The organism is Agromyces sp. Soil535 (assembly GCF_001428255.1).
Lineage (GTDB): Bacteria > Actinomycetota > Actinomycetes > Actinomycetales > Microbacteriaceae > Agromyces.
Genome location: NZ_LMRW01000001.1, coordinates 175,452 through 199,268, shown reverse-complemented (window position 1 = coordinate 199,268; position 23,817 = coordinate 175,452). Strand labels below are relative to the sequence as shown.

23 protein-coding genes and 1 pseudogene are annotated in these 23,817 nt (G+C 67.2%); 13 read left to right on the top strand and 11 right to left on the bottom strand.

The window, feature by feature from the left end; translation table 11 throughout:
* Positions 1–33 precede the first annotated feature (33 nt).
* Positions 34–4,527, bottom strand: a complete 4,494-nt coding sequence (locus tag ASG80_RS00935; RefSeq protein WP_056727568.1) for a caspase family protein — start codon at positions 4,525–4,527, stop codon at positions 34–36.
* Between the two features lie 89 nt (positions 4,528–4,616).
* Complete coding sequence (locus ASG80_RS00930; RefSeq protein ID WP_156401592.1) at positions 4,617–5,288, bottom strand: class I SAM-dependent methyltransferase; 672 nt, start codon at positions 5,286–5,288, stop codon at positions 4,617–4,619.
* Positions 5,289–5,455: 167 nt separating this feature from the next.
* On the opposite strand from ASG80_RS00930, the pseudogene rpsF reads away from it, so the two are divergent.
* The 6 genes and pseudogenes from rpsF to ASG80_RS24820 all read left to right on the top strand — a co-directional run.
* Positions 5,456–5,818: pseudogene (gene rpsF / locus ASG80_RS00925) on the top strand (30S ribosomal protein S6); the annotation flags it as partial.
* Positions 5,819–5,934: 116 nt separating this feature from the next.
* On the top strand, positions 5,935–6,444 hold the full coding sequence (locus tag ASG80_RS00920; RefSeq protein WP_056727563.1) for a single-stranded DNA-binding protein: 510 nt from the start codon (positions 5,935–5,937) through the stop codon (positions 6,442–6,444).
* 69 nt (positions 6,445–6,513) lie between these two features.
* Entirely contained in the window at positions 6,514–6,774 is a 261-nt protein-coding gene (rpsR, locus tag ASG80_RS00915) for a 30S ribosomal protein S18 (RefSeq protein ID WP_056727560.1), read from the top strand.
* 11 nt (positions 6,775–6,785) lie between these two features.
* Positions 6,786–7,238: a 50S ribosomal protein L9 gene (gene rplI / locus ASG80_RS00910; RefSeq protein ID WP_056727558.1), complete on the top strand. Its 453-nt coding sequence runs from the start codon at positions 6,786–6,788 to the stop codon at positions 7,236–7,238.
* 554 nt (positions 7,239–7,792) lie between these two features.
* The gene (gene dnaB, locus ASG80_RS00905; RefSeq protein ID WP_056728418.1) at positions 7,793–9,166 is read left to right on the top strand and encodes a replicative DNA helicase; all 1,374 of its coding nucleotides are present in this window, start codon (positions 7,793–7,795) and stop codon (positions 9,164–9,166) included.
* A gap of 140 nt (positions 9,167–9,306) precedes the next feature.
* Positions 9,307–9,423: a VOC family protein gene (locus tag ASG80_RS24820; protein WP_369816193.1), complete on the top strand. Its 117-nt coding sequence runs from the start codon at positions 9,307–9,309 to the stop codon at positions 9,421–9,423.
* 42 nt (positions 9,424–9,465) lie between these two features.
* On the opposite strand, the gene ASG80_RS00900 is transcribed toward ASG80_RS24820, so the two are convergent.
* The 5 genes from ASG80_RS00900 to ASG80_RS00880 all read right to left on the bottom strand — a co-directional run bounded on the left by ASG80_RS00900 (position 9,466) and on the right by ASG80_RS00880 (position 14,459).
* Positions 9,466–10,074, bottom strand: a complete 609-nt coding sequence (locus tag ASG80_RS00900; protein ID WP_156401591.1) for a carboxymuconolactone decarboxylase family protein — start codon at positions 10,072–10,074, stop codon at positions 9,466–9,468.
* Positions 10,071–10,406 (bottom strand): hypothetical protein, encoded by a 336-nt coding sequence (locus ASG80_RS00895; RefSeq protein WP_056727553.1) that lies wholly within the window; start codon positions 10,404–10,406, stop codon positions 10,071–10,073. Before ASG80_RS00895 ends, ASG80_RS00900 begins: the two co-directional genes overlap by 4 nt.
* Before the next feature lie 513 nt (positions 10,407–10,919).
* Entirely contained in the window at positions 10,920–11,390 is a 471-nt protein-coding gene (locus ASG80_RS00890) for a GNAT family N-acetyltransferase (RefSeq protein ID WP_200952457.1), read from the bottom strand.
* Positions 11,391–12,056: 666 nt separating this feature from the next.
* Positions 12,057–13,073, bottom strand: coding sequence for a nucleoside hydrolase (locus tag ASG80_RS00885; RefSeq protein ID WP_056727551.1), 1,017 nt, complete (start codon positions 13,071–13,073; stop codon positions 12,057–12,059).
* Positions 13,074–13,457: 384 nt separating this feature from the next.
* Positions 13,458–14,459 carry an RNA polymerase subunit sigma-70 gene (locus tag ASG80_RS00880; RefSeq protein WP_235507896.1) on the bottom strand — a complete coding sequence of 334 codons (1,002 nt, stop codon included), beginning with the start codon at positions 14,457–14,459 and terminating at the stop codon, positions 13,458–13,460.
* Between the two features lie 194 nt (positions 14,460–14,653).
* Between ASG80_RS00880 and ASG80_RS00875 the strand changes: the two genes are divergently transcribed.
* From ASG80_RS00875 to ASG80_RS00855, 5 genes are all read left to right on the top strand, one after another.
* Entirely contained in the window at positions 14,654–16,021 is a 1,368-nt protein-coding gene (locus ASG80_RS00875; protein ID WP_200952456.1) for an MFS transporter, read from the top strand.
* A 13-nt stretch (positions 16,022–16,034) separates the two neighbouring features.
* Positions 16,035–16,826 carry an SDR family NAD(P)-dependent oxidoreductase gene (locus tag ASG80_RS00870; RefSeq protein ID WP_056727547.1) on the top strand — a complete coding sequence of 264 codons (792 nt, stop codon included), beginning with the start codon at positions 16,035–16,037 and terminating at the stop codon, positions 16,824–16,826.
* Positions 16,827–17,208: 382 nt separating this feature from the next.
* Positions 17,209–17,898 carry a hypothetical protein gene (locus tag ASG80_RS00865; RefSeq protein WP_056727544.1) on the top strand — a complete coding sequence of 230 codons (690 nt, stop codon included), beginning with the start codon at positions 17,209–17,211 and terminating at the stop codon, positions 17,896–17,898.
* A 7-nt stretch (positions 17,899–17,905) separates the two neighbouring features.
* A complete protein-coding gene (locus ASG80_RS00860) occupies positions 17,906–19,732 on the top strand; it encodes a sensor histidine kinase (protein WP_056727542.1) in 1,827 nt (608 codons plus the stop codon).
* The gene (locus ASG80_RS00855) at positions 19,729–20,397 is read left to right on the top strand and encodes a response regulator transcription factor (RefSeq protein WP_056727541.1); all 669 of its coding nucleotides are present in this window, start codon (positions 19,729–19,731) and stop codon (positions 20,395–20,397) included. The genes ASG80_RS00860 and ASG80_RS00855 overlap by 4 nt, the downstream gene beginning before the upstream one ends.
* Positions 20,398–20,423: 26 nt before the next feature.
* Here ASG80_RS00855 and ASG80_RS00850 read toward each other — a convergent pair whose 3' ends face one another.
* The 4 genes from ASG80_RS00850 to ASG80_RS00840 form a co-directional block, all read right to left on the bottom strand.
* Positions 20,424–20,657, bottom strand: coding sequence for a hypothetical protein (locus ASG80_RS00850; protein WP_056727539.1), 234 nt, complete (start codon positions 20,655–20,657; stop codon positions 20,424–20,426).
* A 271-nt stretch (positions 20,658–20,928) separates the two neighbouring features.
* On the bottom strand, positions 20,929–21,216 hold the full coding sequence (locus tag ASG80_RS00845; protein ID WP_200952455.1) for a MerR family DNA-binding protein: 288 nt from the start codon (positions 21,214–21,216) through the stop codon (positions 20,929–20,931).
* A 15-nt stretch (positions 21,217–21,231) separates the two neighbouring features.
* Entirely contained in the window at positions 21,232–21,351 is a 120-nt protein-coding gene (locus ASG80_RS24065; RefSeq protein WP_200952454.1) for a MerR family DNA-binding transcriptional regulator, read from the bottom strand.
* Positions 21,348–21,695: a hypothetical protein gene (locus ASG80_RS00840; RefSeq protein WP_056727537.1), complete on the bottom strand. Its 348-nt coding sequence runs from the start codon at positions 21,693–21,695 to the stop codon at positions 21,348–21,350. The genes ASG80_RS24065 and ASG80_RS00840 overlap by 4 nt, the downstream gene beginning before the upstream one ends.
* Positions 21,696–22,177: 482 nt before the next feature.
* Between ASG80_RS00840 and ASG80_RS00835 the strand changes: the two genes are divergently transcribed.
* Both ASG80_RS00835 and ASG80_RS00830 read left to right on the top strand, forming a co-directional pair.
* The gene (locus ASG80_RS00835; RefSeq protein ID WP_056727535.1) at positions 22,178–22,825 is read left to right on the top strand and encodes a hypothetical protein; all 648 of its coding nucleotides are present in this window, start codon (positions 22,178–22,180) and stop codon (positions 22,823–22,825) included.
* A gap of 227 nt (positions 22,826–23,052) precedes the next feature.
* A complete protein-coding gene (locus tag ASG80_RS00830; RefSeq protein ID WP_200952453.1) occupies positions 23,053–23,496 on the top strand; it encodes a cupin domain-containing protein in 444 nt (147 codons plus the stop codon).
* Positions 23,497–23,817 lie beyond the last annotated feature (321 nt).

Sequence of the window (23,817 nt, the reverse complement as noted above, 5' to 3'; positions counted from 1 at the left end):
CGCCGGCCGCTCGCTGCCCGGTGAGTCACCGTGTCAGCTCTCGATGAGAGTGGCCGTGGCCCGCAGGAACTCCGCAAGCGCTTGGTTGCGGGCAACGGTACCTCCGGCCGCCACGACCCCATCGGGCACCGGGACCGGCCGGCCGGTGTCACTGGTCGGCGTGTGCGGAACGACGGTGGGTTGGTCGGGAACGCCCGTGAGCAGCTTCCGCGCCTGCAGAGCGGGAGGCTTCAGCACCGGGGTCTGCCGTCGGCCATCGCCGAAGGCGGCGAGCACGGCGTCGTAGAACTCGGCGTTGGTGGAAGTGCCGATCGCCGCATGGAGCAACGGGATGGCCCGCGCTGTGAAGTCCCCGCTCGAGACAGTGCCGTCGGGGGTCTCGTGTGGGCTCTCGTAGGCCGGCTGGTTTTCGAGGCAGGCGCCGAAGAACACGCTCCGCTCGTTGTCGCGGGCTGTCGTGACCGGTATGCCGCCACGCTTCTCCTTGTACGCCGCGACCGTCGTGCGCCCAAGGCTGACATAACGGGATCGGGTATCCGCAGCGACTTTCTCGCCGAGCACCTTGCGCTGCGCACCGCCGGAGTGGCAGGAATCGAAGAAGATCGTGAGGCTCACGCCGTCGGGCAGCAGATCCCAGATGGCGCCGAGGTCATCGTCGATGAGCAACTCGCCGTCGTGGAAGTCCCAGGGACACAGTGCTTCGTCGACGAGCTCGCCCTCCCTGTCCTCGATCGCCTCATCGCCATCGAGGTCGACGATGGTGGTGCCGTGGCCCGAGAACTGCAGGGCGAGCACATCGCCCGGACGGCTGGACACGACGAGGTTCTGGATGGCGTCGACCATGTTCGCGCGGGTCGCGTCCTTGTCATGCAGGGTCTCGACCCGGAACCCGGCGGTGGTGAACTCCTTCGCCCACGCCTTGGCGTCTTCGACGCATCCGTTCAGCGGGGCGGTCGGGTAGGTGTCGATGCCGATGCACAGGGCGCGGCGGCGCCCCTCGGCGTCGGGCACCGTCGAAGGCGCCCCGGTCCGTGACTCGACGTACTCGAACACCTCGTCCTCGGTCGGCCACAGTGCATCGTCGATGGCGCGGGCACGCTGCCACGGCCGCGTCAGGTCGGATCCGACGACGCGTCGGGCGACGCTGTTCATGGTGTCGGTCTCACCGTCGAACGCGCCGTGGGTGGTCGCCTGGCTGCTCGTGCGCGACCCTCCGCCAACGGTCCTCGACCACATCACCTCACCCTTGGCCCCGCTCCCGGGAGCACCGAACAGCGCAGACAGCTCCGGGTCGGCCTTCACGACCTCCTGCAGGCCGAGGATTGCGGCACCGGTCTCATTCTCCAAGGCGGCGCGGATGAGGTAGAGCAACGACTTCTTGTAGATGCCCAGGCAGGTGTCGTCGAGCTCGAAGGCCTTCGTCATCGTGAACAGCGCCAGCGAGTCGACCTGGTCGAGCACGGGCACGAGCTTCTTCTTGAAGGTGTCCACACGCACGGCGGGGGCGAGCAGATTGAGTGTCGAGATGCTCGGAACCCCAGCCTCCAGCGCGACCGGCAGAAGATGCGAGTGGAAGATCGACCCCGCGCTGTGGCCGACGGCGTGCACGGTGATCTCGCCCGGGTTCGCCTTCATGAACGCGCCGAGGCGTTGCGCGAACTGCCAGGCGCCGCCCGTCCCCGGCTTGGAGGCGTTCTCGGCGATGGTCTTCATCGCGCCCCAGGTCGCCTTGCCGTTGGCGAGGCGTACGGCCTGTTCGATGACACCGTCGAAGAAGTCGTCCATGCTGCGCGGCCGGCCGGGGAGGGCGTCCTTCACGGCGTCCCAGAGCGAGCTGGCCAGGCCCGTCTCCCAGACGAAATGGACCGGGTAGGCGCCGTTCGCCTTCCACCAGGCCACCTGCGCCTGCGCCACGGTGAGGCCGGCTCCCTTGTCGACGAGGCCGCCGTGCGCCCAGATGACGAGCGGTACCGGGCGCTGCCCGTTCTGCGCTGCGATGAACTGCGGCAGGTGGGTATCGAACAGGGCGTCGAGGTCGGCGGGGACGGTCTTGAAGTCCGTGTCGCTGCTCGGCAACACGGTGGGGCCCGTTGCGAGCTTGCCGTCGGGGATGTTGACGACGTGCGGGTGCAGGGCACGAAGCTGCGCAGCAGTGAGGTTAGACGATCCGCGGCTGGCTGAGGGAGCGGGGGAGGTCATGGCAGTTCCTTTCGAGAGGGTACCGGCCGCGGTGGCGGCCGATTCGCGCGTTGAGGATTTCGGTTCGATGCCGTCGAGTTCGACATGGGCGTCCGGGTGCGCATAGACGGTGTAAGCGAGCCATGAGCTGTCCCCGCTCATGCGGGCGGCCAGCCGCGCTCGGATCGTCGCCTTCGATACGGAGAGGCCCTCGTGCAGGCCGTCGTAGAACGCTTCGACGAAGGCGCGCGCGGGCTGGTCCCCGATGGACCACAGGCATCCGACGAATGCAGCGGCGCCACCACGCAGGAAAGCCTCAGCGAAGCCGCCCTGCTCGGAGCGACGGGTTGGCGCTCGGCCCAGCCGGCATGCGTTCAGCACGATGAGTGGCCCGGGCTCGGAGAGGGTGAACGGTGGCTTGTCGGGTAGGTCGAGGCGCAAGTCGTCGAGCGAGTAGGCGACCGTACGCGGGTCGGGAGGCTCCTCGGCATTTGCGTCCGCGTCGTCCGAGGGCAGGCGGAAATTCGCGAGCACCATCTGCTGCAGCGGCGGCGTGACCGAGTCGTCGGTCACTCCATGACCGGCGAAATGGAGGAGATCGACGTTTTCGCTGTGCAGCAGGGCGCTGATGTCCGCGGCGCTGCCGGGGGTGATCGGGGTCGCCTGGAACGCGTCGAGGTATTCGAACTCGAACTCCGCCTCCGAGAGGGCGATGCGGGGATCGACGTATTCGGGTATGAGGTAGTGAGCAGCGCCCGGGCGGATGCGCATGGTCTTCGGGTGCGCCGTGCTGTAGATCCAACGCACGAGTCCGGCCCGGCCGAGGAAACCTTCATCGAACTCGTCTTCGCCCGATGTTTCATCCCAGATGTAGAGCAGCTCCCATGGGATGTCGGTCTCCGCGCTTGTGAGGATCGTGAGCTCGTCGAACTCGTCAGGGTGCGCCCGCAGGTAGGCGTAGAGGTCGCCGGGCAGCACGTGGCGGGCGAGCCGATTGCCTTGTTCCCGCAGCAGCCCACGGAAGGAGGCGCTTCGCTCTGTCGGGTCGAGGTTCGCGAACTTCTCCCAAGCCGCCTCGATGTCGGTGTACAGGGTGGCCATCAGTTCGGCCTTGTCGAGGGCGACGGAATCGTAGCGATGGTGAAAGCCGGGCAGCACGAGTTCGAAGGTCAGCCGGGATTGCGTGTCGACGAGGTCCTCGTCGACAGTGAGCGTCTTCGGCGCGAGGAAGCGGTCGATCGAGCGTGCGACTCCGCCCTCGACTTCGGCCAGCATGGGTTGATCCTCCTCGCGGATGGGCAACTCCTGCACGACGGACTGCAGTCGCAGTACGGCGATCGGCTGAGGATGATCCTGTCGCGCGATCACCTGCACCTCAACGTCTCCGAGTTGGACCGCAATCAGTCGGAAGGTCTCGCTCTTCTCCGGTGCGTCGACCTCGGGGATCTGCATCAGCCGCTCCCCGGTCTCGTCGGCGTCGAGGTCGAGCCCCTGGCGCACGAGTGTGACCGTGACCGCCTGGTTCGGGTCGACGACGATCACCGTTTCGTCGTGCGATGAGCCGGCGGTCACGTGCACCCGCCCTCGACTCAGCCTCACGACGACGGGCACCGGTTGGCCGATCTGGGCGACGAGCGGCATGCTCGCGCCGATCTGCGCCAACTCAGCCGCGCGATGCTCGACTTCGGGGGCCGGTCCGAATCCCTCTTCGAAGGAGCCCGCGGGTCCCTCGCCATTGGGAAACGGGCTCTGTGCCCCCGCATCATCGAAGGCTCCATCCGGCTCCAAGGCATTGCCGCCGAAGTCGGCCTGAGGTTCGAACGCCGGGCCCTCTGGGAACTCCTCGTCGATCGATACCGCAGGTGCTTGGGGCGGGGCCGGGTGTCGAGTCGCCTCAGGTGGAGCGGGTGGACCTGGCGCCTCGACGGGCTTGCCGGCGGGTTCGCCGAGCAGCGTCATCAACCCTCCGAGCTCGAACCCATCCTCATGGGCGAGGAGATGGATGCGCTCGGTGGTTCCGCCGACGATGTGAACATCGAAGACCTGACGACCCTCGCCGTCGCGCGTCGGGCGCACGAGCCGGAATCCAGCGAGGTCCTCGCGAATCAGCGCGAGGGGGTGGAGGCCGGGGGAGACGAGGACGGTGATGCGGCCGTCGTTCTCCGCCTGCACCCCGAAGGACGCGAACAGGCGGATCGAGTCGTTGCCGCCGCTCTCATTGCGGATCGAGAGTGCCTCGATGAGTCGAGGTGTGACGTCTTCTGGACTGAGGAAGCTGAGGGCGAGGCCCTCGTCGGCGGTCGCGGTCGCCAGACGGTCAGCCAGATCCAGGCTCGTCGGTCCTGCCATGATGCCTCCACCTCGAGGAGGTCGTCGGACGATCGCCCGGCGCTGCTCACGCGCAGCTTAGGGTGCCCAAGCCGCGGGGGCATCCGTGCTCACACTGATCTGTCATCCGTCCTGTTCACGGCATGCCCCGTGGTCGGCGAGGCGACCACGAACTCCGCGATCAGGCAGCGGTACTGGGGCACACCGCCGGCGGTCTCCTGCTGCCATTCGGCGATGCGATCGACGACCAGTCCGGATGCCGCGCCGAGGCGTTCGAGAGCCTCGGGCGAGCCGAACCGCGCATGCGGGTCGGCCGCCGCCCCGCCCGGCTCGGGTGCGGGACGATGTCGTGACGTGCTGTCGTCCGAATAGCTCGCGACCACGATGCATCCGCCGGATCTGAGGAGTCGGCGCCATCCCCGCATCGCGGCGACCGCATCGGGCAGGAAATGCATCACGGTCGCGCACGTGACGAGGTCGAACGAGGCGTCGGGGAAGTCGAGGTGCATGGCATCCGCGACGTCGAGCTGCGCGTTCGGCAGGGCGGCCCGTGCGACGTCGAGCATCCCGCTCGACAGGTCGACGCCCACGAGCCGCCACGGCCCGGCGGGCAGCGATCGCAGCACGAGCCCGGTGCCGGTCCCCACATCGAGGATGTCGCGCACGCCCCGCAACCGCACGAAGTCGGCGACCGCCTTCGCGAGCCCGCGGTGCATCTCCGAGTCGTCGTAGGTCGATGCGCGTCGGTCGAAATGGGCGGCGAGTTCCGCGGGGGTCTCCACGGGGCAAGCGTATGCCGGGGGCCCGAGTCGCGGTCAAGGTGAGGAATCCGCTAGACTGCCAAGGTTGCCCGTGCGCCGCATTGCGCGGCCTCCTCGGAGCGACGTATGCACAACCCTCCTGCTGCAGAGAGTCTGTAGCCGTTTAGTCCGAAGGAGGTGGGTTAGTCATGCACCAGTACGAGCTGATGGTCATCCTCGATCCCGAGATCGACGAGCGCACCGTTGCTCCCAGCCTCGACAAGTTCCTCAACGTCATCCGGAACGATGGCGGAACGATCGACAAGATCGACATCTGGGGACGACGTCGCCTGGCCTACGAGATCAACAAGAAGTCCGAGGGCATCTACGCCGTCGTCGACTTCACCGCCGAGTCCGCGACCACCAACGAGCTCGACCGCCAGCTGAACCTCAGCGAGGCCGTCATGCGCACGAAGGTGCTCCGCGCCGAGGAGGCCATCGCCCAGGTCGCCGCGCACGCGAAGGCCCAGGAGGAGAAGGCCGCCAAGAAGGCCGCCGCTTCGGCGAAGGCCGGCGCGAAGGCGGCCGCTGCCGCATCCGCCCCCGCTGCGGCATCCGCCCCCGCCTCGGCATCCGCCCCCGCTGCGGCATCCGCCCCCGCCTCGGCCGCGAAGGACGCCTAGTCCTCATGGCCGGCGAGACCATCATCACCGTGGTCGGCAACCTCACTGCAGATCCCGAGCTGCGTTACACGCAGAACGGTCTCGCGGTTGCCAACTTCACCATCGCGTCCACGCCCCGCACGTTCGACCGTCAGGCGAACGAGTGGAAGGACGGTGAAGCGCTGTTCCTGCGTGCGAGCGTCTGGCGTGAATTCGCCGAGCACGTCGCGGGTTCACTCACCAAGGGTTCCCGGGTCATCGCTTCCGGGCGTCTCAAGCAGCGTTCCTACGAGACGAAGGAAGGCGAGAAGCGCACCAGCATCGAGCTCGAGATCGACGAGATCGGCCCGAGCCTGCGCTACGCCACCGCGTCCGTGACGCGCGCCCCGTCCAACCGCGGCGTCGGCGGCGGCTCCTTCGGGGGCGGCCAGTCGGATGACGCGTGGGCGCCCAGCGCTCCCGCAGCCCAGCAGTCGGGCGGCGGCGACGTCTGGAACACGCCGGGCACGAACTACGGCGACGAGACCCCCTTCTAATACTCAGCGGGTTTCGAGACGGCGCTCCGCGCCTCCTCAACCCGCACCAACTCCAAGACAGGAAAACCAATGGCTGGAAAGAGCAGCGGCGACCGCCGCAAGCCGAGCCGCGGGAAGGGCGCGAAGAACGCCGCCCCGGCGAAGTCGATCAAGGTAGGCGTCATCGACTACAAGGATGTCGCCACCCTTCGCAAGTTCATCTCGGAGCGCGGCAAGATCCGCGCCCGTCGCATCACCGGTGTCTCCGTGCAGGAGCAGCGCCTCATCGCCCGTGCCGTGAAGAACGCACGCGAGATGGCGCTCCTGCCCTACTCGGGCTCCGGCCGCTAAGGAGCACGACAATGGCAAAGGTAATTCTCACGCACGAGGTCACCGGCCTCGGCACCGCCGGCGACGTGGTCGAGGTCAAGAACGGCTACGCGCGCAACTACCTGCTTCCCCAGGGCTTCGCCACGCCGTGGACCCGCGGCGGCCAGAAGCAGGTCGAGCAGATCAAGGCCGCCCGCGCGGCTCGCGAGCTGCACTCGCTCGAGGACGCGCAGGCCCTCAAGGCCAAGCTCGAGTCGGGCAAGGTCAGGCTGGCCGTCAAGGCCGGCCTCGGCGGGCGCCTCTTCGGCTCGGTCAAGACGGCGGATGTCGCGGCTGCGGTCGAGGCCGCCGGCCTCGGCGTGCTCGACAAGCGCAAGATCGAGATCCCGACGCCCATCAAGACGATCGGCGAGCACGAGGCGACCGTTCGCCTCCGCGACGAGGTCTCGGCCACGATCACCCTGCAGGTGGTCGCCGCGAAGTAGTTCGCGCACCCACGCAGACGGCGGCTCGGGCTTCGTCCGAGCCGCCGTTCCGCGTGCTCGGGAGAAGTGTTCTGGGGCCTGTCGAGGCGTCGACCATCGGCCGTACCGTCCCCCTCGACGGCGCGGATCCCCCTGTCTCGACTGCACCGGTCTACCACTGCAGCGGGCGGGCCGCAAGGTGCGTTGTCGTGCGTTTCCTGTGATGGTTGTGCACAGGTGTGCATGCGGCATCCGTGGACTTCTGAAGAACTTTTCGCCCACAGGTGTGGAAACTTAAAACACCTGATCAGTCCAAAATTACATCAGTGTGATTCCACACAATTCCACAGTTTTCCACAGGCTGAGTGCACACGTTCCGCGGCGTTTCGCCCAGTTTGTCCCCAGAGTTATCCACAGGCTGGGTTGTGCTGTGGACGAGGCTTCCATATCGTGAGACCGCGTCCTTCGATCAGCGGGTTTCCACCGGTCAGAGAGCCTCATGTCGGAGGCTCCCGACACACTGAAGTGCGGGCGCTTCGCACGCAGCCGGCGGTACCGAATCGGGGGTCATGGAGTTGTCGATCGCGCACATCGGGCTCGCCGGAACGGTGGACGACAGTGACGCCCGAAGAGGCGAGCGCACACCGCCGCACGACCTGCTCGCCGAGCAGAGCGCGCTCGGCGGCATGATGCTCTCGAAGGACGCGGTCGCCGACGTCATCGAGACCGTTCGCGGCATCGACTTCTACGTGCCGAAGCACGAGGTCGTGTTCAATGCGATCCTCACGCTGTACTCGCACGGCGAGCCCACCGACGTCATCGCCGTCACCGACGAGCTCACGAAGACGGGCGACTTGCAACGCGCGGGGGGCGTGGAGTACCTGCACACCCTCACGAGCCTCGTGCCCACCGCCGCGAACGCGGGCTTCTACGCGTCGATCGTCGCGGAGCGGGCGCTGCTCCGTCGGCTCGTCGAAGCCGGCACGCGCATCGTGCAGATGGGCTATGCGGGCGAGGGTGAGGTCACGGAGCTCGTGAACCAGGCCCAGGCCGAGATCTACTCGGTCACCGGGTCGACCGAGAGCGAAGACTACGTGCCGCTCACCGAGGCGGTCACCGCCGCGATCGACGAGATCGAGGCGGCCAAGCACACCGACGGCAAGTTCACCGGCGTGCCCACCGGCTTCGCCGACCTCGACGAACTCACGAACGGCTTCCACCCCGGGCAGATGATCATCGTCGCGGCGCGCCCGGCGATGGGCAAGTCCACGCTTGCGCTCGACTTCGCGCGAGCCGCGTCGATCAGCCACGACCTCCCGTCGATCCTCTTCTCGCTCGAGATGGGCAAGAGCGAGATCGCGATGCGCCTGCTCTCGGCCGAGGCATCCGTGCCGCTGCAGATGATGCGCAAGGGCACGGTCGACTCGCGCGACTGGACCACCATCGCCGCCACCCGCGGCCGCATCAACGATGCACCGCTCTACATCGACGACTCCCCCAACATGACGCTCGTCGAGATCCGCGCCAAGTGCCGCCGGCTCAAGCAACGCGTGGGCCTCAAGATGGTCGTCATCGACTACCTGCAGCTCATGACGAGCGGCAAGCGGGTGGAGAGTCGCCAGCAGGAGGTCTCGGAGTTCTCACGCGCCCTGAAGCTCTTGGCCAAGGAGCTCCAGGTGCCCGTCATCGCGCTGTCACAGCTCAACCGCGGTCCCGAGCAGCGCGCCGACAAGATGCCAGCCCTCTCCGACCTGCGCGAGTCGGGCTCGATCGAGCAGGACGCCGACATGGTGATCCTGCTGCACCGTGAGTCCGCCTATGAGCGCGACAGCCCCCGAGCGGGCGAGGCCGACCTGATCGTGGCGAAGCACCGCAACGGTCCCACGCGCACCATCACGGTGGCGTTCCACGGGCACTTCTCCCGGTTCGCCGACATGGTGCAGGTCTAGGTTCGTTCTTGTAGGTTCCGGCGGAACATGTCCAATTCCGCGGGTACTTGTCACCTAAATGTCCAATTGGACATTTGGACCCTCCGAGACCGTCTCCACGAAGACAGTTCGGGACGGCCAACTAGATTCCGGCCGACGACATGCCGGGCGTAGGCCGCTTCGGCAACCTACTGGACCCTGGCGGCAACATGTTCGGGCTCATCTCGCCAGTGATGTCCGTCGGCACGACCGCGATGGGACCCGAGGCGACCGAGTGACCCAGGCCGGCGAGGGGCACGGGTCTCGTCTCGCTCAGCTTCTCATCGAAGGAACCAGGACGGCACCTGGTAGCCGTGGCGGTACAGTCCGGCGGCGGTCAGGCGACGCCCCACGTCGCCCTCGTAGCTCGCGCCGAGTACATCGGCCAGCCGGTTGATGACGTCGAACATGAAGGCGACATGCAGCGCGTCGGAGAGTGCCTGGTCGGAGACGCCGGCATGCCGCGCGGCGGAAACGGCCTCAGGTATGGGCGCCCCTGTCGAATCCTTCAGGGCAGCCAGCGCACCGAGGGTCGCCTTGACGGGTTCACTGAACGGTGCGCTCATCCAGTCGTCCAGCAGGTCCACGGTCATCTCCCTGCCCGAGGCGATGCTCGCCACGTGGCAGTGGATGCCCGTGCAGAAGGTGCACGAGTTGCGCCGCGAGACGAACGCGGCGAACAACTCGCGCTCTCCCACCGTCCAGTCGGACCCGCCACGCATGACCTCCCGCATCAACCGCATGAACGGGCTACCGAAGATCCCCGGCCGGTAGAGCGCGATGCGGGCGATGTCGTCGGGTTTCGTGCGGGAGATGAGCCCGATCATGCGAATGGCGACTCGCGCCCGGAGCCGCTGGCCACGCTCCAGGATCGTCAAGCGCATCGTCACGGCCGGCCCCCGATCGCCTTCAATCCGGCCTGCAACTGCGAATAGGCCTCGCCGACGGCGCATGCGATCGTCAGCTCGAAGATCGCATCCTCGTTCATACCATCGCGCCGAAGGGAGTCGATGTCGGCATCCGTGACCGAGTACGCGCGACGTCGAACCTTCTCGGCGAAGGCACCGGGCGCCCCCGCCATCGGTTCAGCAGCGAAGGCGGCGCGGCGCTCGGCGAGTGCACGACCCGGGGAGTTCACGACCGCATCGATGAGGTCCTCGAGGAGATCCCCGAAGAGTCGCGTCGCTCGGTTGGACGAGGGTTCGACCGGTTGGTGTGTCATGTGACCTCCGCTCCGGCGTGATGCCGAGTTGCGGTGCGTCGGTCCGATCGTACATCCGACCTCTGCTCAGATGTCGGCGGCCGGGCGGAATGTCAATGCCGGTCGACCGAAGGAGAGTGCGAATTGCGATCGGCGGATTCTGGCGGTCATCGCAACAGCAGGTCGCCGATCAACTCGATCCCGGCAAGTCCCGTACCCTGCTCACGAACAACCATCATGTTGCATCAAACACAACGTTGTGGCGCTTCGCGGAAGATGCCATCTTCCGCGGAATCCGAGCGCTCAAACCGATGACATTTGCCGTGAATTTCTCGGACCCTGATGCCATTTCGGCGCGGAACCTACACGTGTGTAGGATCCGCGCGAAGATGGCCAAATCCACGAAAGATGTCCAGTACTTGGCCAATTGGCCATGTTGCGTGGACGGAGCCACAGCAGGCGCCTGTTAGATCCGGCGCCGTCGTGGACTCACCGCCGCTTCCGACCGAGGTGCCGGCCGCCGACTGAGGCCGGTCAGCCCTCGTCGGCGGCGCCCTCGTCGAGCCGGAGTACCACGAACTCGAGATCGCCATCGCGGTCGGTGCCCACCGGCCGGAAGCCACAGCGCTCGAGGAGCCGCACCGAGGCGGTGTTGCCCACGAACACGTCGGCGTAGAGGGGTCGGACCTGCTCGCGCTGCAGGAACTGTCGCAGCGCCGCGGTCCCGACGCCGCGGCCCCAGAACCGCTGCCCGAACCAGTAGCCGACGAAGCGCCTGTCGTCCTGCCACCACGCGACGATGTTGCCGGCGACCTCTCCGTCGACCGTGACGGTCTGGACGTGCCCGGTGGGGTTGCCGAGCACCTTCGTCCGCCAGTGCGTCAGGAAGCGGTCCCGATCGCGGGCGGGAAACTGCGCCCGCCGCACCGCCTCCTCCTCACGCTGCTGCTCGTAGAACACCTCGAGGTCCGCATCGTCGACATCGCGCAACAGCACATCGGTCATGCCGGCTCCTCCGCGGGAAAGCGTGCGTCGTCGGTCATGCGGGACAGTGTGCCCGGACCCACCGACAGTGCCCGGCGATCTGGATGACGATGCCGCCCGGATGCCAGCGCAGGGCTGGTCCGCGGCGCTATGTAGAAATTGGCCATCTCTCGTGGAATCAGAGCCCTCGAGTGGATGACAAAAGCCGTGGATTAGATGGCATTTTCCACGGCACTTGGCATACAAATGGCATTTGTACCATTTACCGTGGAATCGCGTCTCAAGACGAAGCTGAAACGCCACGGACGCGGGCGTCGGGTCGCCCTCGTCGGCCACGAGGTCAGCGCGCCAGCTAATGCTGCGAGGACGCCGCCATTTACCGCCGCGATCCACAACCGTCGACCAGCGCGAGAAGGAGTTCGTTAGGCGATCGGCGGATCCCCAATCGGACATCCCTGTTGCGGATGGCGTGCCCCTGCGGGCATCTTCACCAGGCGAGGTGTACGGGCATCACGATTCGCGCACCCGCGAACGTGCGGCTCGGCCGGGACTGTGGGCGCTCGAGGACCGGCTTTCGGGACGCCCAATATGTGTCGATGGCGTGGGCGTCACTGTGTCCATGTCGCGACGGTAGGCCTTGGACCCGATTCCAAGGTCAACGCGTGGCCCTTCGACCGGCTCGCGGAATCAGGGCCGGGAGAGCGCGTCGACGAGTGCCGTGAGGGTGGCGTCCGCGTGCCCCTCGACGGCTACCGTGACCGAACGCCCGGAGTCCTTGATGTCCAGCCGCGTGTTCGCGGCCACGGTGAGCGTGCGGGCCTCCCACCGCACCACCTCGGCGCGGGTCACCGCCAGCGCGGCCAGCTCGTCCCAGAGCTGCTGGCCCGCACCGGTGGCCCGTTCGGGCCACCCATCGAGCAGGTCAGCCACGAGCGCGGCGCCGGGGGCGGCCTGTTTTGCCTGCAGGCGTCTGCGGAGGTCGCCCGGGACGGGCACGTCCTGGGTGGCGTCGAGCGGGACCAGCCGGAGCGTGACGGACGTGGCGAACACCTCCCGGAACGCCTCGGGGTCCAGGACGGCGTTCCACTCGAGCCGGTCCTCGTACCTCACCGAACCCACTTGGACGTTGCCGTCCACGTCGACCGCTCCGACCATCGCATGGACGGCGCTTACCCGACCGACCAACTTCGGGTCGGCGGCGAAGGCGTCCTTGAGGTTCGTCCACGGGCCGAGCGCGACGACCAGGATCGGCACAGGAGATGCCTTGGCCGAGCGCGAGATCAGTGCGGCCGCCGTCGTGGTGTCTGCCCCTGCGGGTACCGGAGGCAGAGTCAGTCCCCAGATCCGCGCGGCACCCGCGTGATAGGTGGCCGGGAAGGCGAGGGCACCTGGGGCGGCGTGCTCCCGCCCGCAGGCCAGGGGCACGTCGGTGCGCGACATCCGGTCGAGCACCCAGTGGCCGAGGCGGAGGAGCGTGTTGCAATCCCACGGTCCCGTGCCGTTCGGCGTGAGGGTCACCGCCACGACGTCGACCTTGGGCTCGCGGAGTAGAGCGGCCAGTGCAGCGATGTCGGAGAGGTCGAGGTCGGTGTCGACGACGAGGCGCTGCACCGTGCCCGACACCACGCTCACGGGTCGCGCCGAGTCACAGCCCGACGAGAGCGCAAGCAGGGCGGTCGCGACCAAGGCGCTGACAATGCGCATGCGCGTACCTGATCGTGGCGCGTGAGCGCACCCTTCGGAGGGACTTTGGGCCTTCTCGGTGGGCGCTACTGGGTGAGCTTGTCTAGGGTTCATTTCGTCGTTGTAGGATCCACGCGAAGATGGCATTTTCCACGGAAGATGGCATGCACTTGGCAAATTTTGCCATGTTGCGTGGACGGCCGCCCGGATCAACGGCCGGACAACACTATGCCGATCGTCTTACGGACTGCACCGCCGCGGCGTGTCGAGTTTCCTTTAGCGACCTGGTTTGCCGCGCGTAGTCTGAGCGCGAACGCGGCATAGTCGCGTTCCGGCGGTGTCGGAGGGTCCGGATATGCCCCCCGGTGGTCGGTGCGCCGCCGCCTAGTCTTTGTCCACGGATACTCACCGCGCCGGCAGCGACCGCGGTAGGCCGAACCACGGCAGCACGGTGCCCTCGAAGCGAGTCATCGCGCTGATCCGATCGCCGGAGAGTGTGAGAACGAGCAGCCCGGTTCCGCGCCGCGTGCCGTCCGATGTCTTGAGGTATGTGCCGAATGCGGGTTGTCCGTTGGCGCGGGTAGCCAAGAGCTCAAATCTGCGTCCCGCTCCGAAGATGCTTCCGCAGAGGGCGGCGGCCGCCTCAGGACCTTCGTATTCGAAGGGCATCGGCGGCATCGAGATGAAGACGTCGTCGGTGAGCAACGCGACAACCGACTGGACGTCGGCCGACTGGTACGCCCGTACGAAGTTCTCGACGATCGCGGTCTCGTCCGGGGACAGCGGAAGGGGGGGCGTTTCGCCGGTCCGTTGCCGGCGGCGGAGTCCGGCGCGTCCGCGCTTCAGCGCGCCGTTGACGGCGTCGACGGTCGAATGAAGCATTTCGGCGACCTCGTTCGCGTGGAAACCGAGGACGTCGCGAAGGATCAGGACCGCGACCTGGCGAGGCGGCAGCGTCTGCAGCGCGGTCACGAAAGCGAGGGACATGGTCTCGGTCTGTTCCACCCACGACTCCGGGGTGGTCTCACCAGCGAGAAAGACGTCGGGAAACGGCTGCAGCCATACGATGTCGCCCATTCGGCTCGGCTCCGGCGGTTCGACACCCGGCACGTTCCACTCCTTCGCGCGACGACTGCTAGCCGATCGACGCGCATTCAGACACCGGTTGGTGGCGATGCTGTACAGCCAGGTGCGCACTGAGGCGCGTCCTTCGAATCGACCGATTGCCTGCCACGCGCTCAGCAGGGTGTCCTGCAGAGCGTCCTCGGCATCCTGGAAGGAACCCAGCATGCGGTAGCAGTGCAGTTGGAGTTCGCGACGGTGCGGATCGGTGAGCCGCCGAAAAGCCTCACTGTCTCCAGCGCGAGCCCGCGCTATACCGTCAGCAATCGTCGGGTGCACGGTCACCCATACCTCTTCCATATCTATTTAGACACCGATCGTCTCGGCAACTGGGCGGCTCGGCGTTGGAAACCGGTTTTGGAGAACCGACCAGTTCTGCGGTTCGCCTGTGTCTAACCCACCGATCGCAATCGATGAACGGAGTCAAGGTGTCAATCCCAACCCCCCGCAGCAGAGGGCTTCTCCTCGCGCTCGCCTGCATGGCGCAGTTCATGGTCGTACTTGACGTCGCCATCGTCAACGTGGCACTACCGTCGATTCAGTCGGAGCTCGAGATCGAACAGGGCGTCTTGCAGTGGGTCGTCATCGCGTACGGCCTGCTTCTCGGCGGATTCCTGCTTCTCGGCGGACGGTTGACAGACTTCCTCGGCCGGCGCCGCATCCTGATCGTCGGACTGGCCCTGTTCACCCTCGCGTCGCTCGCGGCGGGGCTCGCCGGATCCGCAGAGACACTGATCGGTGCTCGCGCCGTGCAAGGCTTCGGCGCCGCTCTCATACCTCCGGCAGCCCTATCGATTGTGGCCGTCACGTTCGAAGAGGGCGAGGCCCGCAACCGGGCGCTCGGACTTTTCGGCGCTGTCACGGGCGTATCGGCTTCGATCGGCGTCATCGCGAGCGGACTGCTGACGGACGGTCCGGGATGGCGATCGATCTTCCTGATCAACGTCCCGATCGGCGTCGTCCTGATCGTGCTGGCTCTTGTCGGACTCCCCGCGGAGGCTGGTGCGAGACGTGCCGGCGCCCGGTTCGATGTAGCTGGCGCCGTCACCGTCACCGGGGGTTTGCTGGCCATCATCTTCGGACTAAACCGCGCCGCGGATTCAGGCTGGGCCTCGTCGTGGGCGTGGGCTCCTCTCGTTGCAGGCGTCGTGCTCCTGGCCGCCTTTGTCCTCATCGAGAAACGATCCCGCGACCCGCTCTTGCCGGGCGTCGCACTGCGTAACCGGACGCTCGTTGCCGCGAACGTCTCAGCGTTCTTCACATTCGGAGCCTTCTTCTCGTTCATCTTCCTCGGATCGCTTTTCATGCAGCAGGTGCTGGATTACTCGCCGACCCAGGCAGGTATTGCCTGGCTCGCGACGACGGTTATCTCATTTGTCGCAGCGGCGGTCACCGGGAGCAAGCTCGTCGGAGTAGTCGGGGTCCGTGTACTGCTCGTCGTCGGTCAAGCGCTTCTCGCGGCGGCGGTCCTCCTACTCACCTCGGTGTCGGCCGATGCCGTCTATGCGTTCAACCTGCTGCCGGCTTTCGTGCTGGCGGGCCTCGCCGGGGGAATCGCCGCGCCCGCGGCGCAGATCGGCGCGCTGTCCAACGTCTCCCCCTCGCTGACCGGCCTGGCATCCGGCCTCGTCGAGACGATGCGTGAACTCGGCGGAGCGATCGGTGTGGCCGTCGTGGCCAGCCTGTTGATCGCGACGGCCACCGGAGTCGATGGATTCCGCGCGGGATTCTGGGGGATCTTCGTCACCGCGGCTGTCGGCGCAATCGCCTCCGCAATCGCGTTCCCGACACCTGGGCGCCGCGCGCGCGTGGAAGCCGCACCGTCGTCTGTTTCGAACGTCAACTGAGAGGAAGAAGAGCATGATGCTTCAGGACAAGGTCGCGGTGGTCTACGGTGCCGCCGGGTCCATCGGCGAGGCGGTCGCACGCGCGTTCGCCCGAGAGGGAGCCCGTGTGTTCCTCACCGGGCACACGCTGGGGCCGGTCGAAAGGATCGCACGGGACATCGTCTCCTCAGGTGGGTTCGCTGAGGCGACCGAAGTGGATGCGTTGGATGAGGATGCGATCGAAACGCACCTCCGATCGGTCGTCGAGAAGGAGCAAAGGATCGACGTCTCCTTCAATGCCGTTGCCATCCAGGACTCACAGGTCGTTGGCGAGTACCTGGTCGATCTCGATCTCGACCGTTTCATGCGGGCGATCGACAGCTACGCGACCACTTACTTCCTGACGGCACGCCTGGCCGCACGCCAGATGCTGCCCAACCACTCGGGCGTCATCATGACCGTCGGCGCCCTGCATTCGCGGATCGGCATCCCGCTTGTAGGCGGCTATGGTCCTGCCCAGGCGCTCAAGGAGTCGTTGACGCGGAGCCTGTCGGCCGAACTGGCCCCGCACGGAATCCGCGTGGTCGGCTTGCGGCCCCAAGGCATCGATGGGTCGAGCACGATAAAGGAGGCGTTCGAGCCCCGGGCAGAAGCCACCGGACTCACCTGGGAGCAATTCCGAGACACTCTCGCCGCTCGAACCCACTCTCGCCGGCTGATGACGCTCGAGGAGGTGGCGAATGTCGCGGCTTTCATGGCATCAGACCAGGCGGGCGGCATGACCGGAACCACCATCAACCTCACCATGGGCAGCATGGACGACTAGCGTTCCTCCGCGTACCGCTCTCTGAAGGGCCTCGAGATTCCCAGACTCGAGGCCCTTCAGTTCGCCGGTGCGGGGTTTGCTGCGGCGGTGCTCCCCATCCTCGGGTGAGCGATCGACGCCAGCAGTCTTCATCCCGCACCGGCTCTCGGACAGCAAGGCGGTGAGGAATCTGCGGAACATGTCCAATACCGCGGGTACGTGTCATCTGAATGTCCAACTCAACACCTCCGTGGAGCGCCTATCTCGGGCACGTCGCGAGCCACGTGGCGCTGGTCGACTGACGGGCGGCTCGACCCGGGAACGGTCGACCCTGTCGAACCGGGAATCCCGAGTGGTCTCCTGAGGTCGAGGCGCGTTGGCGCCGCGATGGAAGGAGAAGACCATGAATGCATCGGTTCGGGTAGCGGGCTGGGCGATGCTGGGGTTCGCGATCGTGTTCGTCGCGACGTTCTCGGTGAACGCCGCGCTGTCGATCCTTGGCGATACGCCCGAGTATCCGCTCGCCGGTGAGATGCAGGCGAGAGGCTGGGAAGGGATCCTCTTCATGCTGTTCTGGGCGAGCGCCGGGATCGCACTCGCGGTCGTTGCGCCGTCGCTGGCCGGCGTCGTCTGGCCTGCCGGCGGGCTCGCCGCCCGTATCTCGACGACGTTCGGGACGATAGCGGCCGGCGGCTGGATGCTCACCGGCTGCGCGGGCTTCGCGCAACGCACTGCCCTGCTCAATGGGAACATCGCGGCGGTCGGTGCCGACCACGCCGCTGAGCGAGCCGTCGTCGAGGGGCTCTTCATCCTCGTGCACCTCGGCACCATCCTGTTCGCGTTCGCGGCGGTGCCGTGGATCTCGATGGTCGCGGTCGGGGCAGCCAGGGGCGAGCGGATGTCGCGCACCGTGATCGGGCTGCTATGGGTCGCCGGCGTCACACCGCTGCTCGGGTTCCTGGTGACGGGCTACCAGTACGGAATCTTCGGGGCGGTGCTCGGCTTCGGGATCGCCGGCATCCTGCTGCTGCGACGGTGGCGACGTGGGACCACCGAGCCCGAACGCACCGCGGCTTCCGCGACTGCGGCATGATGACGACATGGACCTTGTGGTCGCCGTCCTGATCCTGGCGGTGAACCTCCCGCTCGCCGGACTATTGGCCTGGCGGGCGGCACGGCGCCGCGTGCCCGCCTTCGCCGCGGGCGCCACGATCGTGCTGCTGCTGGCGTCCTGCTCGGCGGTGTGGGACCCCGCCGCCGAGGGCCCCCCGGCACGGGCCGCGATCGCGGTGGCGAACATCAGCCTCGCGGTCCTGCTCGCCGTCTATCCCGACGGCAGGTTCACGCCGCGCTGGATCGCCGTGCCCGCGTTTGTCGAAGTCGGCCTCCAAGCGGTGAACCTCGCGACGGGCTTCGCGTGGGAGCAGCAGGCGTGGTGGCCGTGGCACTTCCTGTTCACCTGGGTGCCGTTGTTGCTCGGCGGACAGCTGTACCGGTACGTGCGGCGCTCGTCGGTCGCCGAGCGGGAGCGGGCCCGCTGGCCGCTCCTCGCCCTGGTCGCGATGGTCCTCGGCTTTCTCCTCTGGACGATCGCCGTGGCGGCGGGCGCAGCGAGCGAGGATGCGGACTGGCTCGCGAACCTGCTCCTCGACCTTCCGGCGGCCGCGTTCGCAGGCGGCCTCCTCACCCCCCGGCTCGTCGCAGTCGACCGGTTGCTGCGTGTCGTGCTCGGCGCCGGTACCTGGGCGGTGGCGGTCGGACTCGTGGCGTGGGCGGTCTCACTGGGCGCGGATGCCTGGGCGCCGCGCGGTGCTGCATGGCTCACCGGTGTGGCGACCGCGATCGTCGCCGTGCCGCTCGCGGTCGGCGCACGCCGCATGGCCGACCTGGTCGTGTCGGGGCGGCACCCCGATGCGCTGCGCTCCCTTATCGCCCTGGGCGACCGGCTCTCGGCCACCGTCGATCCGCGAGGCGTCGCCGCGGAGATCGTCGAGGGGGTCACGGGCGCCCTCGGCGTGCGGTACGCCGGCGTGCAGGGCAAGAACGGCGTGGCCGCCCAGGCCGGCGAGACCGGCGACACGGAAACGTCCCGGTTCCCGATCACCTATGCCGGAGAGGAACTCGGCGAGCTCGTCGTCGCCCCGCGTCCCGGGGAGGCGCAGCTCACATCGTCCGATCGCGTCGTGCTCGCCCAGATCTGCGCCCAGGCGGCACCCGCCCTGAACAGCGCACGCGTCGTTGCCGAGCTGGAGGAGGCCCGCTCCCGCATCGTGTTCGCACGCGAGGAGGAACGCAAGCGCCTCCGCCGCGATCTCCACGACGAGCTCGCCCCTACCTTCGCCGGGCTCGGTCTCTCGGCGGCGGCGGTCGAGGCGTTCGCTCGCGCGGGAGATGACCGGGCTGCGGATGCCGCAGAGCGTCTGGTCACCGGACTCCACGCCGCGACGCGACAGCTGCGCGAGGTCGCCTACGACCTCCGCCCGCCGGTGCTCGACGACCGGGGCCTCGCCGCCGCGATCCGCGAGCGCGTGGCCGCACCCGGGAGCCTGCCGGTGGTGGAGGTCGATGCACCCGAACGGCGACTCACGCTCCCCGCTGCGGTCGAGTCCGCGGCCCTTCGGATCACCCAGGAGGCGGTCGCGAACGTCCGGCGGCACGCCGCGGCATCCCGTTGCACCGTCACCCTCGGCCTCGAACCGGGGATGCTGCGGCTCGACGTCGTCGACGACGGACGAGGCCTTCCGACCCGCGTCAATGCGGGCGTGGGCCTGCGATCGATGCACGAGCGCGCGGCGGAGCTCCTCGGCACCGTCGAGGTGACCCGGCGGGCCGAGGGAGGAACCCGGGTGACTGCGCGACTGCCGGCGCCTGGGCCCTCGCCGGCGGAGGCGCAGGCGACGACCACGACCACGGGAGCGGCGGGATGAACGGCCGACGGGTCCTCATCGTCGACGACCACCCGGTGTTCCGCAGCGGGCTCGCCGCCCTGATCACCTCCGCGGGTTACGACGTGGTCGGCGAAGCGGCGGGATTCGCCGAGGCGATCGCGCTCGCGCGGACGACCGCCCCCGAGGTCGTCCTCATGGACCTCGGACTCCCCGACGGCTCGGGCGTCGACGCCACCGAGCGGATCCTCGGCGAGCGTCCCGGCACGCGCGTCATCGTGGTCACGATGTTCGACGACGAGGCCGCGGTACGCGAGGCGCTCGACGGAGGCGCCGCCGGGTACGTCGTAAAGGACGCGATGCCCGCCGAGGTCCTGGCCGCGGTCGCCGCCGCCGTAGAGGGCGCTGTCGTGCTCGGGTCCGGAGTCGCCCGGTCCACTGGACGGCTCGTGCCCACCCCAGCCCCGGATCCCTTCGGCCTCACGCCGCGGGAGCGCGACGTGCTCGACCTCGTCATCCGGGGCCTCGGCAACCGCCAGATCGCGGAGCGACTCGGGCTATCCGGGAAGACCGTCGCGAACCACGTCTCCACGCTGCTCGTCAAGTGTGGGGCGACCGACCGCGTCGAGCTCGGCCGCCTCGCGCGCGCGGCGATCGCCGCCGCCGCCGGCTCCGGCTCCGGAAGTCAGGGCCATCCGGTCGGATGAGCATTCTCGCTAGCCGACGGGTGGTGTCAGTCGCGCGTGGAGCGCACCGCATCCTCGGCGTCACTGCTGCTGAAGCCTTGGCGCTCGAGGTCTGCGACGAATACCTTCTCGCGCCGGGCGCGCCGTTCCGCGCGCCGAACATCTCCCTGAACGCTGATCAGCATGGACAGCAGACGGTAGCTCAGAAGCGCCCCCAATAGGAGCAACCCGAGCAACCCGGCGATGATAACCGCTGACCCGAACGCCGTGAGGATGTCCATGATCTTGCGAAAGTATCACTAGGGCCGAGAAGTGGATTCCGTTTCCGATGCCACCCTCTGTAGGAATCTGCCATCTTCCATGGATTCCCGGGGCCTAACGCGATGACATTTACCGTGGATTCGTGGCCACAGATGCCAAGTCGGCGCGGAACCTACAGCTGTAGGTTCCACGGGAAGATGGCCAATTCCGAGAAAGACGGCCAGCACTTGGCCGAATCGCCATGTTGCGTGGACGGCCGACGGGCGGGTGCATTCCGCGCGCGTCTGGTGGTCACACGTCGTCTGCAAGGGTGATGGTCTGGAATGGGATGGGGCAGTTCTCTTTCAGCGCACAGACGGTGAGGTCGTCGCAGCCGGCCTCGATCGTCTCCTCGAGGGTTGCCTCGATCTGCTGCAGAGCGGCGATCTTCGCGCGAACCTGGACGAGCTTCGCGCGAGCGTGATCCGCGAGGTGCGTTCGACGCCGGTGGGCGTGGGAGCCGGCATCGACCAGCTCAGTGACTTCATCAAGGGTGAAACCGAGGCCTTGGGCTGCCTTGATCACGCGGAGGAGCAGCACGGTGTCCTCGTCGTACTAGCGATGCCCGCCCGGGCTGCGATCGGGGGCGGCGAGGATCCCACGCCGCTCGTGGTAGCGGAGCGTCTGAAGGTTCACGCCGGCACGAGCGTCGACCTCTCCGGCACGAAGGCTCATGACCGCGGCGACTCCAAGCCCGCCGCGCGACGTGCGGAGTCGACGAAGGCATCCAGCACGCGAACCTGCGCAGCCGGCACAGAGATCGACATCACCGATTCAGCGTCGGCCTCCAGGATCTCGAAGGTGAAGAATGAGCAGCACGATGACTCTTGTTCCGCGAGGTCGCGAGCCCTCGCGGTGCTGTCGCGGGTGAGTCCGAGCCGAGCCGTGTCCGGGGATACTCGCTCCACACGGACCAACGAGGAAGCGAACAGGTCAGCGAATTCGTTCTCACGCAGCGGCCGCTCGACCGTCGGCAGCGTGCAGGCTTCGGGAGCCCAATCCAATGCTTCCAAGGTCATGACTGCGCGATAAACCTGTACCTAGGTATCGAATTCAAGCCGTCAGCCGCACCAAGCTGCGATCCGGGCGGGACCGCACGAGAGACGGCTGACGTTGAAGCCTTGGCGCGACGAACTGGCTGACTAGGGCTCTGGCTCCCGCAGGCGCGGCTTCACTTCGACCAGCGCGCCGAGCGGCGGCGGTGGGGCGGGATCATCTGCGCTCGGACCGAGCAGGGAAAGCAGAGTCCAACGGGGGCTGCGGCTCAGACCCCGGCTGGCTAGCATCTGATCGGAGCGCCGTGTCACCGGAACATCCGAACGCTGCAAACGCGTTGTGCCACGTCGCACTTCGGTCACGCGGCCGGTCGATTGATCGAGGGGAGCTCGCCATGCCACAAGTCGGGTCCAGGCCAGGTGCACGCGATAGAGTCCTCGCCGCTACTCTCATCGTCTCGGGTGCTCGTGTATCTGCGCTCGGCGGCACGATCATCGTGGCGTCCATGGTCTTGATGTCCGCCGGTTGCGCGGCCTTCCCCGGTGGCGGGGCGCAGGCGAACCGGACCCCCCGGCAGTCGAGCCCGACCGCCACGCCATCGGAGGCCGCACAAGTCGGCGCGCTGGAATCGCTCGGCTTTGCTGACGGCGACCAGCTCGACCCGTTGGCAAAGGTCGGCTGGCAATTCGCCTTCCTTGCGGCGGACGACGCGGCCTGGACATCGAACCCGGCTGATGACCCGTATGACGAAACGAGTTTCGTCAACGCCGACGACACATGTACGGCGTACTCCTTTCAGGAGATCTTCGAGACGGCGACGGTTGACGACCGGTCCGCATCCGACGAATATCTCGCAGAAGTGTCCGGCGCGACGGCCGATGAGGTCGCAACGTATGCGTTCGATGGGTATTTTGCGCTCACCCACGTCTTGACGCCCGAGCCCGCGGATGGCGAAGTGGCCAGCCGGAATATCCTTGCGGAAACCGATGAGGAGACGTGGCTCGGGGCCGCGCGCGTGTTCACGAACATGGATTACACGACCTCGCAGATGAACAACGCGTATTCACTCCAGCTCGCGTGCGACGCGGGTATCGATCCGACGACACAGCTCGACTCGCTCGACGAGATCGCAAAGATCGTTGTTGACCAGTGAGATCCGGACTGGAGATCCTCTGGGACGTGGGCGAGGAGCGTGAGGCGAAGGCGAGCTGAGAACGAGCAGCATGATGACTCTCGCGGCGCAGGGTCGTGGCACAGCGCCGTGCTGTCGCGGCCACACGACGCCGATCCCATTCAAGAACGCCCGGCTTCATGCAAAGGACGAAACAGATGACCCGCCCCACGCCCGATGACCTTCGACGCCTCTGGAACCTCACCCGGATGCCGACCGAGACGGTCGATTTCCTGCAGACATACATCGACCCCAAACAAGGCCCGGACGGCAAACCGTTGTGCACGGCCACCGTCGCATTGCTCGACGTCGATGCGTGCTCGGAAATGCACGCCCTCCCGACCGACGAGATCTGGCATTTCTATCTCGGCGATCCCATCGAGCTGCTTCTGCTCTACCCGGACGGCAGGGACGAACTCGTGATCCTCGGCCAGGATGTCCTCGCCGGAGAACGAGTGCAGACCGTCGTCCCTGCCGGAACGATCATGGGCGCGAGACTCCGGCCCGGTGGAGACTTCGGCGTCTACGGGAACACCATGGCACCGGGCTTCGCGATCTCGGACTTCGAACCGCTCGACCTCGCTGACGCCCTTCGACGTTGGCCGCACCGTCGGGACCTCATCGTGGCGATGGTGCCGCAGGGCGAAGAATGACCCAAGCATTGCCCAGCCTCACCGACCTCACGGGCAAGTCCGCGGCGATCACCGGCGCCGGAACCGGGCTCGGCAGGGGGTCGCAATGGGTTTCGGCGAGGCCGTCGGAGGAGGGTTCGCGGCTCAAGCCGCGGATGTGGGAATTGGCCAGGAGGCCTTCTGCCTCCATGCGCTCGAGCGATTTCAGGACATCGGTGGAAGCCGGCCACGAGATGCCGACGAGCTTTTCGGAGTAGATGTCGACGACACATCCGGCAGCCGCAAGCGTCTCCGTCGGTTCACGCCAGGTGTCCCCGCCCTCTTCGAACCACAGTCGTGCGC